Genomic DNA, 15,342 nt, shown 5'->3' with positions numbered 1-15,342 from the left:
GCTGGGACGCGGCAAAGCCGGATCAGCCAACATCTACAGCGACCCAACCCAGAGCCTCAGCTCCATTCTCCATGCCGCCAAAGAGGCCTGCAAGGACGCAGGACTAACCGAAGAAGCCTTACAACAGACATTTGCAGTACTGGGGCTGGCAGGCGCCAACGCCCACAACGACCCCATTGGCCTTGCCGAAAACCTGCCGTTCGCCGCCGTTCAGGTCGTCTCCGACAGCCTGATCGCATTGGAAGGCGCTCATGATTCTGACGACGGTGTCATCGGCATCCTCGGCACAGGGTCCAACTTTATGGCCCGCAAAGGCGAAAAGCACTATTACCTTGGCGGCTGGGGCTTCCATTGCGGAGATCAGGGCAGCGGTGCGAAAATGGGCGAACGCGCACTGGAAGAAGCCTTGCTCGCCCACGACGGCCTGCGCAGCCTGTGTCCGCTAACGGAACACATTTTGCGCCAGTTTAACGACGATCCGCGTAAGCTTTCCGAGTTTGCCCGCACCGCAAAGCCAAAAGACTTTGGCGAGTTCATGCCCATCATCCTCGTCTATGCCAAACAGCAAAGCCGCCTTGCCCTCGACATTGTCGAGGAAGGCACCACCTACGTGGCCTCCGCCCTGCGGCTTTTAAGCGATGACGGCAAACTCCCCATCGCTTTGCTCGGCGGCCTGAGCCACGCCTACGACTCGTTTCTGCCTCCAGACCTGAAGCAGTTCATCGTGCCCGCCAAGAACGACGCCCTGCGCGGTGCCCTGGCAATGGCAGAGCGTGAGAACGCCCTGAACACCTGAAGCTCGCCTCTGCTAAAGCATGGCCCAGCCTACTGCTGATGCACCATCACAGTATTACCTGGCGCATAGACGGTAAGCGTGTTGCCAGCAGCAACATCTGAAGTTTTAAGCCCGTTCCCACGCTGCGTGTAAAGCACATTGGTCCCGTTGCTCGTCACAGCAAGCCCGGCTTCGTTGTTATTGCCATGTTGCCATAACGTGCCCTTGGAACTGCTGCCGGATACTTCTACCGAGCCCTGATTACCGTCACCCGTCTGGAACAGATTGCCCGTTGAATTATCACCTGAAATCACAACGGTTGCTTCATTCCCAACACCAGCGGCAGAAGGGGCGAGAAAGCTGTTGCGCACGGCAAGCGCAGCAACATTATCTGCTGTATCCAGCGTATTTTTTGAGGCACCCAACAGCTTGCCGACAAACCATGTTCCGCGCAAAGCTTGTTGACCCAAGCCTGCAGTGAGAGTGTCTCCCCCCTGCAAGACGGTCACATCACTGCCACTCACACTTTGAGAAACCTGAACTTCGTGATTATCCCCCACCTGCCGGATGAGAGCCGTATTCCCATCACCTGCAAAAGCCGCAGATGGCATCAAAACAGATGCCAGAATTAAACCCGCTAATTTCCTAAACATATCCATCACCCGAAAATTCGGAGCGAGGAGCCCACTGAAGGCTATTGCCCCTGCATGATACTCAGAGAGTTTCCATCTCCAAATTGATTGAAGAGCGCCCGGTTATTGTTCCCGAACTGCCCCACCAGCGCATTGTTGTCGTGCCCATAAGCTCTGCCTGAGAGCGCATTGCCATATCCATACTGGATAAATCCAAAGCCATTCCCTGTTCCCTCAGCCTCATAAAGCACCGTATTCCCAGTCCCGATAATGAGCCCCTGCCCGGCAACCGGAGAGTTCGGAACGCCGCTGACTGTTTCTGGCATCACAGGAACGATCAAAGTGGCGTAACTCTCTTCCAGCCCCCGAAGACTGATGGTGTTCCCACCAACTTCAGTCACTTGAGGAATGTTGCCCGTAAACACCTTAGCGCTCTTATTTTCCAGTAATTGAGCGGTTGAAGCATCCTGCTGATACCTAGAGACATCAACTTGCGGAATAACAGCTATTTCCTGGGCAGAAACACCAGAAAGCGCACCACAAACAACACTGCCAAAAACGAAAAAACCGACACGCCTAAACAACATTGCAATGCTCCGGAAGTGGAATACTCCACTCCCATCACATCACAGCATTTTCTTTTTTTTCTACATTCAGTCACTAAAACTGAAAAGACCCCGGCCCTTAGGCCGGGGAAAGAAGACTTACCAGTTCGAGCCCATCAAAGTATTGAACGGAACAGAACTGTCAGTCACGATAGCTGGAACTCCCACATTGGCAGCACCCTGGTTAATAGTTGCAGAGTTGCTGTCACCGGTCTGGCTGACACTAGCAATGTTGAAGTCACCCTTCTGGCCAACCATTGCTCTGTTGTGGCTTCCCATCACAGAGACGCCGGCTTGGTTGTAATCACCGATCTGCCCGACCTGAATGTGGTTATCATTGCTGGTAGAGGCGTCATTCCGATTACCAACATTACCGGTGATCGAGTTGCCGGTACCGTTCTGGGTGAGGAAGATCTTGTTCTGATCACCATTAACGTCTTCAAAATCGATGTTGTTGGCATCACCACCTTTTTGAATGAACTGCAGGCGGTTGTAGCTACCATCAACAACCCCAACCGTTACGCCGTTGTCGCTTGTCGTCTGCAACACATAGAACTTGTTGAGATTAGGACCATTCAAGCCATCGATGTAAACACCGTTGTTATCACCAGACTGCTTCACAGCAATATACTGCCGATCGCCCCATGAATAACCGGAGAAGGCATTGCCAGCACCAGACTGCTGAATGGAAACTTTGCCGTTGGTACCAGCACCCACGTAATCAACTGTGTTGGAGTCTCCAGCCTGACGCGCACGGATCATAAAGTTACTGCCGTTTAGACTGACATCAATATCCTGCATGTCACCAGTCTGGCGGTATCCAGCATCATTCATGTCACCTTCAATGACAGATTTGGTGTAGGACTGATTTGAACCAGCATCCTGAACCAGATCAACCATATTGCCGACACCTCTAGACTCAAGCCAGAAGTTGTTGCGCGAGCCATTCTGAAGAGCTGATGTGTCGTTGGCAGAACCAACCTGAATCAGCTTCGCACCATGGGATGGACCTTCAACAACAGGAGTACCTGTTCCTGTTGGATCTGGTGGAACATCATCAATATTAGCGCCGTTAAAGTCCCCACGCTGACGAATTGAAGCAGTGTTTACACCACCAGTTACAGAGGTATTTTCCTGCCTAACCTTAGCAACAACGTTGGTGTCACCACGCTGGTCAATTGTCAGGCTGTTCTGTAAGGCAACAGCACCGGCCTGACCGGTCTGATTTACACGCCAGACACGATGATCAGGAGTACGATCAGAAGGAGAGCCATTTGCACGCTGCAAGATACTTGCAGTGTTCTGGTCACCAGACTGACTAACATTTCTTACCATCTGATTGTTATCTTGGTTGATGGAAAGAGTATTGCTAGCGCCATCCTGCACCATCTGCCCGTCGTACTTACCGCTTGGGCTACGATTGCTACCAGCAATGTTGTTGCTGCCAGTTTGCAGCACAGTTGCGTTATTACCACCACCTGCAGTGTTGGTCTGCACTACAATCGCGTCGTTGCTGTCGCCAATCTGGGTGATTGTACCCGTGTTGCCTGCACCAGCAAGATTTACCTGGCTCAGGGAAGATGCATTACCATCTCCCGCATGTGCAGCAGCAACTGAAAATGCCAAAGCTGAACATGACAAAATAAGAATTTGCTTCATAATTACGAACCTTCACCTATAATAGTTCGGGTGAGCAAAGGAGATTGTAACCAATCACATTTGCTCCGTTGCGACATGAGGGTGTGTGAGTTTTTGCGAGGTCGCACACCCTCTATTACCGTTTTTACGGTAACCGAGATCTCTTGCCACCATTTCTCATAGTCACTTATTTTCAATGGCTTAGAGAAATTTTGGATCAAGAGGAAAAAGATGGATGTTGTTCTAGAACTGCTGAACATTTTGCAACATCCTAAGATTTCTTATTCGCCCACAGGTTTGACCGTGCCAGTGGAACACTGCCTCTGTAAGGACCCATATTCGATGGGGGGCGAGCCTTTTTAACCTTTACACGCTGGGTGACCTGTGCCTTCTCAGATGTGTATTCCTGATACAAAGCATTGGCTTGAGCCGGGTTCTCAAAACTCCACGCTCCAACACGTGCCCCTTCCATAACAATGGAGTAAACCGCCTTCTCAATGGCCTGCTGCACAGCAAGGGTGACAGGCTCATTCTTGGTGATGCCAGCTTCGGCTTCCAAAATTTCATCTAAAGCGATGTAGCGGAACGCGCCGCCTTTCAGCCCGACAGAGACAACGGATTTCTGAACCATCACGTTGGCCATAACTTCACCGGTCCGTGTGCTGACAGCACGCAGCGAAACAGTTACGTCATCCTGTCGGTAATCCGCATTACCGCCAATGCCCAGATAACGAGCCCCTAATCCGCCTGTTCGGGTGTTGCTGTCATATCCGACAACGCCACCCTCAAAAAGAACTCCCGCATAAAGCAGTGGTGGCAGAACCTTCGGATCAACTTTGTCTTCACCCAGATAGATTTTGCGGATCTGCGTAACGATCTGGCGTTCTTTCAGCAAAGCATCAAGATTGCCCCTTTCAACCACGCGGAACCATTTGCGATCCCCGGCATCCTGAAGCGCACGAACCAGCATAGTGTCAGCACCCTGCGTCACAGATCGTGACAGTGTCTGAACTTTGTCAGACGGCTTATACTGGCCTGTCAGATCCTGATAACTGTAGACAGCAGCGTAAATCGGTTCCTTCGGAGCGGGCAGCTTTTTCAGCTTGCTGGCTTGCACCGAAATCGTTGCAAGCTGAGGTCCGGGACTAAATGCCATGCGTGTTACCGGCCCGCAGGCAGACAACGACAACGCCATGGCAACAACAATGGATTTCTTCATCATATCAATAACCTGGCATTAATTTATGGGAGTACCGTCCTGCAGGACAGGAACCGTGATATCGGTAATGGCACCCGTGCTTTCATCAATAATCTGCAGCTGAATGGAATCTGTGCCGCGAACAAACGAAACCTTCTGGTCGCCAAAGCTCACAGTGCCGCTGTCTTTCGGATCATCACCAAAAATCGCCTGGGATACCTGATCCGCCAGAGCATAAATCAATCGGTTCTGCAGCTGGCGTACAAACAAATCAGCCAGGCTACTGCCAGAACCATCAGCACCGCTACCAGACCCGGAACCATATTTATTGCTTCCTCCGACAGTTGCAGTTTTCTGGGCATTCGCCGTTGCAAAAAGGTGGGTAGTATTAGCCGCATATCCGCCAAAGCTCGGATTAGTCGGCTGATAAACAAGTTGTTGTGCGTGAGAGGAGCCAACACTGAGGACACACCCCAGCATAAGCCCGAGAGCAGAATTTAGTCTCATAGCAACCCCTAATCTAACGAGGACTTCACGATAAATTTCTGAGAAAGAAAGTGTCAGTTGTATCGATGTAGCTTTGGTATATTGGGGAATACTATTGTGTCATCCCTCGACATATCGAGGTATTAGTTTCTTTTAACAAGGTAAGAACCAAGTGATTACTTTAAACCAATTTCACCTAGTAGATGCCAGATAGAATATATCACCTATAGATTCATAGTGGCATAAATATCAATTCTAATAGAGCCCACACGATTACATCATGCAGATAGCATAAATGCATAACTTGAATGCAAGTTACATCAAGGCAGCTGTTCTAAAAGGGAAATGAACAAGATAGGAGAGGTGGTAGGCCCGGAGGAGCTACAAAAAACCCATAAACCTCAATACATTCAACGATTAAGTATCCCGCATGATTGCAGATAGCGCTCTTTACAAATCAATGGGTTAAATTAGAGGTGTCCCACGATCTGACCGCCCCATTTATCGCGATCGGTCACACCAATGGAAGCTGTCACCATTAAAATCGGTGGGTTCGGAAGCTATTTTCTTAACCCTACCAGTCACCATCTCACAGTCGCTCCTGTAGGACAGGCCATATCTAAGTAGTTAGCACATACATCCATCGTTAGTTGTCTATTGTCTGTGTTTCATTGTACAACGACCGACATTGCACGATAGACTTTCATTGTCAGACACTAGGAGTTTCACCGGAATGGCTCATATCCTAGGAATTTTACAAAGCAAAGGCGGCGCTGGAAAATCTACGCTTGCCGTATCTAGCGCTAGCTCACTAGCTGCAGAGGGTGCAAGCGTCATCCTTGTAGACACAGATAAGCAAGAGACTGCAACGAAGTGGGCAAAGCAGGAGGTTGAGGGACGTGGCCACATCGATCACATCTCGGAACTATCTGATGTTGAGATCACTGAGCTGCTACGCGAGCTTCGAAACCAATACGATTATGTCATCGTAGACACGGCAGGTTTTGATAGCCGCATATCAGGCTTTATCACGATTGAAAGTGATCTTGTCCTTATCCCCTGCAAGGCCACTGTTGCAGACGCACAAGGTGCTATCTCAACAAACAAGTATGTGTCGGCAACTGCAAACAGCATTCGAAGGGACATCCCTTCTCTTGGAGTAAGAGTTGATTTTGACAAAGGAACTAATGCAACGGCCTCTGTCAATGAACTGCTTGCGGATTATGGAAAACTTGAGTTCGTTGACACAATCCTCTGGCATGCCACCAGCTTTAAAGACGCCCTGAACACTGGCGCATCCCCTCAAGGTCGTGCAAAGAAACTTACACACGACCTCATCACCGAGTTGCGAGCAAAGAAGTTGCTCCCAACACCATTCAAAGTAAAGAGCGCTGCATAGGTTTAATAGATGGCTGAATACAAAAAACAGAAACCCTCTATGATTCCCTTGGAAGATGAGGAGGACGGAAAACGTGCAGCAATCTCTCACTTGGTCGAAGGCAAAGCGAGCGAGCATCAAGCCCAGGTAGAGGCTATGCGGAAAGCTGATCGAAGCCGGATCGGCTTTTCTTTGGTACCACAACCTATCGTTGACATGTTCAAAGCTCGCGCAGCTGAGTTGAACATGGATCAAAAAGAATACTTCTACCACCTGTTACGTGAGGATGGATTGAAGATCCCCACCTACAAAGAACTTGACGCCCGCAATCGATGATTGCGAGCGTCAAGGTTTCTCATATTGATTGGGTGGTGGAGTTAGTTGGAGATAATCAACTCTGCCACTTTCTTTCCAGCTTCCTTGCTGATGGAGTAATTGAGATGCACTTGCTCCAAGTCGAAGCCTTCAAAGGTTTTCCGGACTTCCTCTCGGTCATTTAACGAGAGCAGAAACCTACCCTTTATCTCAGAAAGCACCTCAGCCATTTCAGCAAAGTCCTCTCGCTTAAAAACACCCTTCCCATAATCTGTCTCACCTCCCCAATAAGGAGGATCAAGATAGAAGAGCGTTCCAGCGGAATCGTAGCGAGATATCACCTCTCGCCAATCTAGGCTCTCGATAGTCACAGAACTAAGCCTCGATGCAGCCAGCCTCAGGTTTTCTCTCAACTGGTTTATATCAAAGCGTGATGGGCGATCTGGGGAGACGCCGAAAGAACGCCCTGTTGACTTTCCACCAAACGACAAACGCTGCAAGTAGTAGAAACGCGCCGCCCTTTGGATGTCCGTCATATGGGTAGTGCCTGCCTTCTTAAGCGCATCAAACTCAATCCTTGACGCGAGCATGAAGCTTAGCTCCTGCAGCAATATCTCCGAGTGGCTCCTAAGCACACGAAAGAGTGTGACCAACTCAGCATTAATATCATTGATTACCTCAGCTTTCGGCTGAGATACTCGGCGGAAGAACACCCCGCCCATACCGAAAAACACATCAACAAACGTCACATGTTCAATCTGCTGGATCTTGCCAACAATCGACTTGGCAAGCTGGCTTTTACCTCCAAGGTAAGGCGCGACAGGTTCCGCCTTGACCGGCTCAACTTCTCCAAACAAATTCATAGAGGATAGCTTTCAGGCTTTGGCAATTTTCCCAACCCTGCCGAGTAACGGGTATATAGTATCAGGTAGGGAAGAGCCTTTCAGCATTGATGCAAGCTCTCACGGACTGAGCAATCAGACAGACCGTGGATGGACGTGGTGCAAACACGTCTATCTCCCTGACGATTAGCCAGAGAGAACCTTTTGCTTCAGATCGTGCACGTATGTAGGACAGGCCTCGATTAACTCTCGCCTTGTTCCAACTCTTCAATTTGAAGCAACTTAATGCGGGTTGCTAACCGCTTGTTGCGAACATCTACCCATCTGCCGTATGCAAGAAGAACTGCACCAATCAGAACAGCGATCAACAACAACAGTTGAAGTGCTGGTTCCAGATAACCGCTTGCATATCCCAGCGCCCCATACAGGCTTAATCCCGTGAGCGCTCCAGATTCAGTCTTCGGCGTCATTTCGCATCACCTTTCAAGTTGTCCTGCACGTTGCCGTAAAAGAGCTGCCACCCTTGGCGTTTGGCATCACAAGCGATCAAGGCTGCACGATGCCTAATGGCATCCAGCCCTTTGTCACCGCTGATGCCAGGATCTTTACAACTGGCTGTGAGATCTGGTGGAGGATCAGGAAGTCTATAAAGCTTTTCGGAATTTAAGTGACCGCATCCGGTTAAGGTAAGCGGGGTCTGAAGGACAAGCAGCAGCAGAGCCCCTCGCCAACTCAAGCTCATAATCTCTTACCTTTTCTTCAAGCCCCCTCATCTGCTGAATGCGCTCCAACAGGCTGGCATTGGCTTGCTCTGCAATAATTTTATGGGCTGCAGTTATTCGAGTGAGCGCCTTGAAATCTGCCCGCAGCTGAGCAACTTCAGCTTCCCGGTCATGATGAAGAGCAGAGAAGTGCCAGATCGAAACACACAGCAAGGAGACTGCAACCAGTGTGGAAACCCAATCAGGGGTGCGCGGATCGAAGCGGGCAAGAAAAGCCAAAGCAGCCCCAGCAAGAGCGCCATAGGCTATCAGTACAACAACACCAACAGAGATGAAGGACCCAATAAGCCCTATCATTCCCGCGCCCCTTGCATGCACATTCGATACTCAGCCTGTCGACGATTAACTAACCCCTGTACTTTCCGGCCGCCAGCTCGATTAAACCAAGTCGCCGCCTTGCACGCCCCAACCCAATCACCTGAGTTCAGCCTCCGCCTAGCTGTCGATTTGCAAAACGCTCCAGTGCCAATGTTGTATGACAGGGAAACCATAGCGAGGTAGGTTTTGATTGGTATCTGATCTAGAGGCGTCAAGCATTTGCGCATGCCAGCCTCATGCTCTTTGAGAGAAGTATCAAGCATGGCATCACATTCAGCTTTGGACGCAGTGTCGCCGACCTTCACCCCCTTGGTTTCGCCGTAGCAGATCGTCGGCACCCCAACGATATCCTCATATGCCTTAGTGCTAAGCCCCTCCCATGCACCGACAAACGAAACAAGCAGCACTGCAGACGCCCCGACAAGGCGTGTTTTGGTAGTTTTCATCGACATTTCTCCATGAAAAAAGCCGCCCTGAAAAGGGCGGCAGATCATACAAACAATGGAATGGTGGATGGATTTACTATATTGCGCTCAGCAGAAAGCTGTAACTGTGAACGCTTACTAAATCTCGCATTCGCTATGAAAACGGAGCGTACTAGCAACAGAGCTGCATAGACTTACAAGTGTCCGAATTATGAAAAATTTAGTCTATCCAGAGCAGTCTTAGTAAGATCACTTTCTGGATCTCGTTCTAAAGATTTTTGGTACATCTCAAAAGCTAAGGCGTTATCAAGCCGCTCAAAGGCTTTTCCGCTGCGCCGGTAAATCATACCCGCCGCACCCGGTGTAGCACTCACCCACTGCTTGACAGTTTCAAGCGCCTCTTTCACGCTGTTCTGATCAACGTAAGTCTCTAGCGCTTCTTGCCATAATGCATGATTGCGGGATCGCGCATGCAACGATGTTTCTAAGACAATCATTGCTTGATCAAAGTCTTTCAACTTTCGCAGTGCTTGAACTTTTAGAGGCTGGATATTTCCATCAATCTCAAGATCAGACATAAGGTCTAACGCTACTTGTGGCTCACCCCGCTGAATAAGAACCCTCAAATACCAACGAAGGAGTTCCTCATCTGCTTCGATTATTTCTCGGTAATCTTCGAACAACCGAGTCGCCTCACGCAGTCGAGGCCCAGATTGCAATCTTTCAAGAACTTTATCTCGTAGATCCACACCACCTTTTTGAGCATAGGCCTTGATCATCCGAGCAACTTGCAGATCGATCACATCGCTTGTGACATGGATTTGATCATCTTCCCAAGCTAGCTTTCGATCTGTGATCACCACAGATTCATAGCTAGGGTAGTAGAAAACGTTACCAAAAGAACACGTCAACTCTTCAGCCACAGCCCGTAACACCGACTTGGAGTATGTGTTGGCAACAGCGACATCCATATCTCTATGCGTTGCTTGTAATGGCACTGGAGACACTGTTAGCAGGATGTTCGGTTTACGAGCTTGATTATTCAACAACTCTATCGTTGCACTAAGGTGCTCCAGAACTTCTGCGTAACTAAGCACATGCAACTGAAACCTGTCTGGGTACTGTTGCATAATGCGAGGCAAAGGCCCGACATTAAGGTAAGTGCTCGTCAAAGTATCAAACCAAACCTCAGACAGACCGAGTGTGATAATCACAGTTTGAGCTTCACAAACCGTTTTGTATGTCTCTGTAATCGCCGTTCGCCTTGAAACAACAACGTCTAATGGAGCGGGACGGATAGTATTAAGTACATGCAGGTCGATGTACTTATCATCTCCAACCTCACAAATGTTCGCGTCAAGATCGTATGAACGTTCAGGATCAAGCGCCCAAGCAAACTCGTTATAAATTGAAGGCGCACCGAAATTGTTTATTGAGGCGTACTGCAATTCTCTGAACTCTGGACGCCGAAACAAATCACGAGCTGGAAGGCGAAACCCCTCTTCAAGTAATCTCTGCTCAACGTATCGAGCAAAACATGAACCAACCGTGAAGATTGTAGATCCCGGTTCTAATGTAAAGCTAGCTTGAATGTCCGGGCGAGCAAGAGGTTCAAATCTATTGTTACGTCCTCTAGCAGGCCAACTTGAGACTGGATTTCCCTTTCTCGCGTTAACCGCATCCCGCCCAGAAATTACATGGAGTGGCATTCCGACCTCCTCGCCTGCAACATTACCAACTCAACGCTAGGTGTTGTTACACACACATGTCAATCTGAGAATTGTTGAACTGCGACGTGCTTGAGGAACAGATCTTTACCGTCCAACCCATCAGATCCGCCCTGAAAAACACACGAGAACACCTGACTAGGAACGATCGCTTCTGAGAATTCAGCAATCACCTCACTGTCAATGTACATAGTCACATCACCAGTTTCGGAAATCACCATCAGGAAACGCCGATCATTTATCGAGTTCAGCTGCAATCCTGTATCAATCGATTGGATCACGCCATCCTTTACCGACAACGCAAAGATGTTTTTACCATCTGAAGCAAAGTCGTGAACAACACCAACAGCTTCATTAACAACAGTCGTAACGTCTGACCCGCTCACAGAAAACATTTTGGTAAACGATGGATCAGCACAAAGACCTGTAAAGCAGTAAGTGTTGTTCGTCGAAACAGCAATTGTGGCTTCCATTTGCAGCCCACCTCGCTCCGGGAGCCATATAGAAGCACTGCCAATCTGAACTCCATTCTTCTCTATCGTGCGATCTACATCAGCTCCAGTATGAACTTTGAGAGCAGCATTGCTTAGTATCGCCTCAGTCTGAGGATCACTCCCTATGTTGAGCTGCCACTTTGTTTGATCGATCTGAATTCCCGTAAAGCTTTCAGATAATTTGTCGAGGTGACTGTCGGACCCAACAACGCTGTTCGCGTTTGCGGCTAATGGATGAGGAAGGTATGGCCTTGCTTTCTTACTAATCCTGAAAGCAGTATTGGGTGGCACATTGTTGATCGTCACCATACCAAACTCGATACCCTCCACAAAGTCTTGTGCCTCAACAACCGTCGCAAGATCCTCAAACTCAGCGGCAATTTTCAGGTTCTTCACACGCTCAGCACGAACGCCTATCCCGACAGTCTGACCTGTCTTCCCTCGAATATGCCCGCGTATATCAATATGTTTGGCTTGTAGGGAGGAGATATCAATTAAAGGATAGTTTGTATCCCAATTGTCTCCATTCCCCCGAATATGACAATCGACTTTCAGGTCAGAAATCGCCTTCACAACAATCGCTGAGCGCTGGTTACTTTCAAAGTGAATTCCACGTAACTCCGCTCGACGTGCCCCTGTTCCTGCAACAATCGGATTCCCATCCCAACGAATGCCTTCAAGATTGGTGTTCATACGACCACCAATCCACGTCAAGTTCCCATCTTGAGAAACGCGCATAGCTCCAAGGCCATCTACACCATTAGCCAACAGGCCATTTTGTACCGCTGTTGTGGTGATGATCGGATGGTTGTTGAACATCATCTCGACGATGTACTCGATTGAAGCGTACTTAGTGTTATCAATCATCCAGTCATCTGGAATATCGGAGTAGTCAAGCGTTTGCGATGCAAAGAAGGTACATCCATGGATCGCCATCACACCTTCGATATTGATGAAACGCACGGCTCCTTCCAAATGGATGTTCTCCATGCGTGAGCGATTTCCCGGCTTGGCGTTGTAGTTCTCCTGATCACCTGCTGTGAAATAGCAGTTCGTTATTTTGTTTTGTCTTGGGGTTACACCTCGCAATGTAGAACCGTTGATTGTACCACCACCAACTGCTTTACCATGCTCATTCCAAAACACAGTACCACCAGCACAATCAATGGTCCCCAGGTCATGCACTGCAGCCATGTTCTCGCCTTCGCAAACCCGCAGAAAGTCTTGAAACTTATCTCTCTGATCCAAGGTGGCATGATCTTTTAGACCCAGTTGCGAAGCACGAATCTCGCCTACAATCCCTCTTTTGAACCGCCCCACTTTGGCAGGTGCATATAGTGCATTAGGCAACTCTGAACTATCTGGATCGTAAACAACGACTCCTTGCCCCCCATCACCAGCCGCCTCATTGCCGTTCACCCAAAACTCAGTCACACCGGCAGGAAGATCCAGAACCTCAGCAGCTGCCAAAGTTGACAGTACCTGTGCGCTACCTCCAGTCAGTGCGACATTCGCAAGGCTCAAGACTTCATCTCGCATGGCAACTGCTGTAGCAGCACTTGTCGCCGCTTGCTGAGCTGCACCAACAGCATCTCCAGAAAAGCTGCATCGCAGCGAACCATCAGCATTTCGAGTAAGAAGAAAGGCTTTGCCCGCCACCAGGTAGCCACCACCAAGCTCCTCGCCAGATGGTCCAAGAATCTCCTCTCGAACACCATCAATCTTGATGAACGTTCCACCAGCTACATTGGTGTGCAATGCGGTTCCCACCATTGCAACAGCATGACCGCTTTCAATCGACCCAATCAGGGTCGCTCTGATCTCCTGAGAAGTCCCGTGTATGTCAACGAACTGACCAAAAGTCAGATCGAGAGACGCTCGCTTAATCCACTTTAAGGTGTCTTCATCCCACGAGTAATAGCCGTTCTCTGACTTGTTCTCAGCTCCCCGCACTTCTGCTTTCTTGTTTTTGGTATCGCCGGGAATATCCGCAAGCTCTTCTTCAGAAGTGGCTATAACAGAAGGACCAGATCGCTCCAACCACTTGAGATACTGGCGCAGTTGCGTGAGCGAGATCTCATGGAATCCACTGTCCGAATCTCCCAGCACAATGTTGTCGCGCAAAAATACATCTGGATCATAAGGATGGTTCATGGGTTACCTCACAGAACGAAGAGAACCAGACACGCACAATGCTTGCCGGCCAGATCAATGATGAATTGAAGTTGAGACGATTGACGGCTTGGCTCTCACACCCTCTAGCTAGGACACATCGAAGCTTTGCACCGAAGAGTAAGAAGAAGAGATGCCTGAGATCGTCAGCGACTTGGCGCGGACCTCGTAACTATGTCCGCTTATCAATGTTCTTTGAGCGCTCATATCACCGGGTTCCAGCCAGATGTAAGAGACTTCCTCATCGCCATCTGTGACATCAGTAAGAGCGATTTGATGCAACAATGATGCATCACTATCTGTTAGGGTGAAGGTCTTTTTCTGGTCACTACCGCTCACGGTTAAAGTTGGGGGCTCTGGGTTAATCCCGTTTTCCAGAGCAGGCAGAACCTCAGGAGGAGCAACACCATCCATCTCCTCATCATACTCGACGTTTTCTTTTGTGATTGAGCGCGCTGAGAAGGACACACCCACAAAGTTCTCTTTGTCATCGATCAGATATTGCAGATCACTCCCAACCTCAAAGATAGCATCAACATCTTCAAGCGCACTTTGCAGCCTGATAAACCTCTCTCCAACAACCGCCAATCCGCCGATGTCTGTCACGCATTTGATTTCGTAATCGGAGTTCAATCGTGCAGCTGTGATTTTTTGCAGGTGTCGGCATTGTCCATGGTTTGAGGCCATCAGGAAATCAGCCGTTGAAGGTTCACGCCCTAAGCTCGCCGCATTGGGGTGCTCATACTCGATAGCATCCTGTTCAATGTAACCATGCGATGGGCTCACATATCGGCTCTTAATGACAGTGCCAGTACCAGAAACGAACCTGCCTTGCGTGACTTCCAGAGACAGCAAGTCATCATCAGTCAGAACAACCGTTGGCTCTTGCCAGCCACCAACCGACAAACCGATCCTGCCTCTCTCAGTTAAACGCAAGCGGCCATCGCAAGATGTGAGCATGCGCTGCAAAATGGCAGCTGGGGTTTCATCAAACCGCGCCCATCCAGACAAGCTCCATTGATCGCGAACCGTATCCTCAGGACCTGCAACCTGAAGCCCACTTGAATCCGCAGCCTCGGCAAAGTCATCCAGATCCAGAAGGTCTGACGGGATCGCAAACCCATTTTCAACCAAGGGCGCTTTAAGGTGATCTTGGATTACCAGAGCAGCGTTGCTGCTGTACTTCCAAGTTTCCCGATCATCGAGAGACTGTTCCTGATCGCGTTGATCAAAGACCGGCGATAAGTCCGCAATCGCTGCGACCTCTGTCCGCCACCCATTTGGAAACTTCGCGTAGACTTCGTTGGTGCAGCGCAGCTCTGCTGAAATCAGACTGACGCCCGCTCCCTGCCAGTCCGCAGAATAGACTTCAGGGAATTCCTCCACCAAATGCTCAAAGGCGCTCTGGTTCGTATCTCCTTCACGCAAGTGAAGACGCAAGAACCCCTCATAGTCTTCATTGGAAATCTCACCTTCACTTGATGCAGCCTCTAAGCCATCAACCAAAAACGACTGCCAGGAAGACACACGGCCATCACTAAAGGCAATCACCATG

At 49.4% G+C, this 15,342-nt stretch carries 15 protein-coding genes; 3 read left to right on the top strand and 12 right to left on the bottom strand.

The window, feature by feature from the left end; translation table 11 throughout:
- The coding region (locus tag PPL9_RS27305) for a BadF/BadG/BcrA/BcrD ATPase family protein (protein WP_082597141.1) at positions 1–796 on the top strand (796 nt) is incomplete at its 5' end.
- Between the two features lie 29 nt (positions 797–825).
- On the opposite strand, the gene PPL9_RS27300 is transcribed toward PPL9_RS27305, so the two are convergent.
- The 5 genes from PPL9_RS27300 to PPL9_RS27280 all read right to left on the bottom strand — a co-directional run bounded on the left by PPL9_RS27300 (position 826) and on the right by PPL9_RS27280 (position 5,355).
- Entirely contained in the window at positions 826–1,428 is a 603-nt protein-coding gene (locus PPL9_RS27300) for a curlin (RefSeq protein ID WP_057465818.1), read from the bottom strand.
- 41 nt (positions 1,429–1,469) lie between these two features.
- Positions 1,470–1,994, bottom strand: coding sequence for a curlin repeat-containing protein (locus PPL9_RS27295; RefSeq protein WP_057465682.1), 525 nt, complete (start codon positions 1,992–1,994; stop codon positions 1,470–1,472).
- 117 nt (positions 1,995–2,111) lie between these two features.
- On the bottom strand, positions 2,112–3,671 hold the full coding sequence (locus tag PPL9_RS27290) for a curlin (protein ID WP_057465681.1): 1,560 nt from the start codon (positions 3,669–3,671) through the stop codon (positions 2,112–2,114).
- A 250-nt stretch (positions 3,672–3,921) separates the two neighbouring features.
- Positions 3,922–4,872 (bottom strand): CsgG/HfaB family protein, encoded by a 951-nt coding sequence (locus PPL9_RS27285; RefSeq protein WP_057465680.1) that lies wholly within the window; start codon positions 4,870–4,872, stop codon positions 3,922–3,924.
- 15 nt (positions 4,873–4,887) lie between these two features.
- Positions 4,888–5,355 (bottom strand): curli assembly protein CsgF, encoded by a 468-nt coding sequence (locus PPL9_RS27280; protein WP_208860170.1) that lies wholly within the window; start codon positions 5,353–5,355, stop codon positions 4,888–4,890.
- A gap of 712 nt (positions 5,356–6,067) precedes the next feature.
- On the opposite strand from PPL9_RS27280, the gene PPL9_RS27275 reads away from it, so the two are divergent.
- Positions 6,068–6,733, top strand: a complete 666-nt coding sequence (locus PPL9_RS27275) for an AAA family ATPase (RefSeq protein WP_057465678.1) — start codon at positions 6,068–6,070, stop codon at positions 6,731–6,733.
- A gap of 9 nt (positions 6,734–6,742) precedes the next feature.
- A complete protein-coding gene (locus PPL9_RS27270; RefSeq protein ID WP_057465677.1) occupies positions 6,743–7,048 on the top strand; it encodes a hypothetical protein in 306 nt (101 codons plus the stop codon).
- A 41-nt stretch (positions 7,049–7,089) separates the two neighbouring features.
- Here the strand turns inward: PPL9_RS27270 and PPL9_RS27265 are convergent, their stop codons facing one another.
- The 7 genes from PPL9_RS27265 to PPL9_RS27235 all read right to left on the bottom strand — a co-directional run.
- Positions 7,090–7,890, bottom strand: coding sequence for a DNA adenine methylase (locus tag PPL9_RS27265; RefSeq protein WP_057465676.1), 801 nt, complete (start codon positions 7,888–7,890; stop codon positions 7,090–7,092).
- Positions 7,891–8,111: 221 nt separating this feature from the next.
- Positions 8,112–8,339, bottom strand: a complete 228-nt coding sequence (locus PPL9_RS27260; RefSeq protein ID WP_057465675.1) for a hypothetical protein — start codon at positions 8,337–8,339, stop codon at positions 8,112–8,114.
- 174 nt (positions 8,340–8,513) lie between these two features.
- A complete protein-coding gene (locus PPL9_RS27255) occupies positions 8,514–8,948 on the bottom strand; it encodes a hypothetical protein (RefSeq protein ID WP_057465674.1) in 435 nt (144 codons plus the stop codon).
- Complete coding sequence (locus tag PPL9_RS27250; RefSeq protein ID WP_057465673.1) at positions 8,945–9,415, bottom strand: lysozyme; 471 nt, start codon at positions 9,413–9,415, stop codon at positions 8,945–8,947. Before PPL9_RS27250 ends, PPL9_RS27255 begins: the two co-directional genes overlap by 4 nt.
- A 188-nt stretch (positions 9,416–9,603) precedes the next feature.
- Positions 9,604–11,103, bottom strand: a complete 1,500-nt coding sequence (locus PPL9_RS27245; RefSeq protein WP_057465672.1) for a GSCFA domain-containing protein — start codon at positions 11,101–11,103, stop codon at positions 9,604–9,606.
- Positions 11,104–11,162: 59 nt separating this feature from the next.
- Positions 11,163–13,769: a hypothetical protein gene (locus PPL9_RS27240; RefSeq protein WP_057465671.1), complete on the bottom strand. Its 2,607-nt coding sequence runs from the start codon at positions 13,767–13,769 to the stop codon at positions 11,163–11,165.
- A 108-nt stretch (positions 13,770–13,877) separates the two neighbouring features.
- Positions 13,878–15,342, bottom strand: a 1,465-nt coding sequence (locus PPL9_RS27235) for a hypothetical protein (RefSeq protein WP_057465670.1), incomplete at its 5' end; no start/stop codon positions are given.

It is taken from the genome of Pseudovibrio sp. POLY-S9 (assembly GCF_001431305.1).
GTDB lineage: Bacteria > Pseudomonadota > Alphaproteobacteria > Rhizobiales > Stappiaceae > Pseudovibrio.
This window is presented reverse-complemented; position numbering and strand designations above follow the sequence as displayed.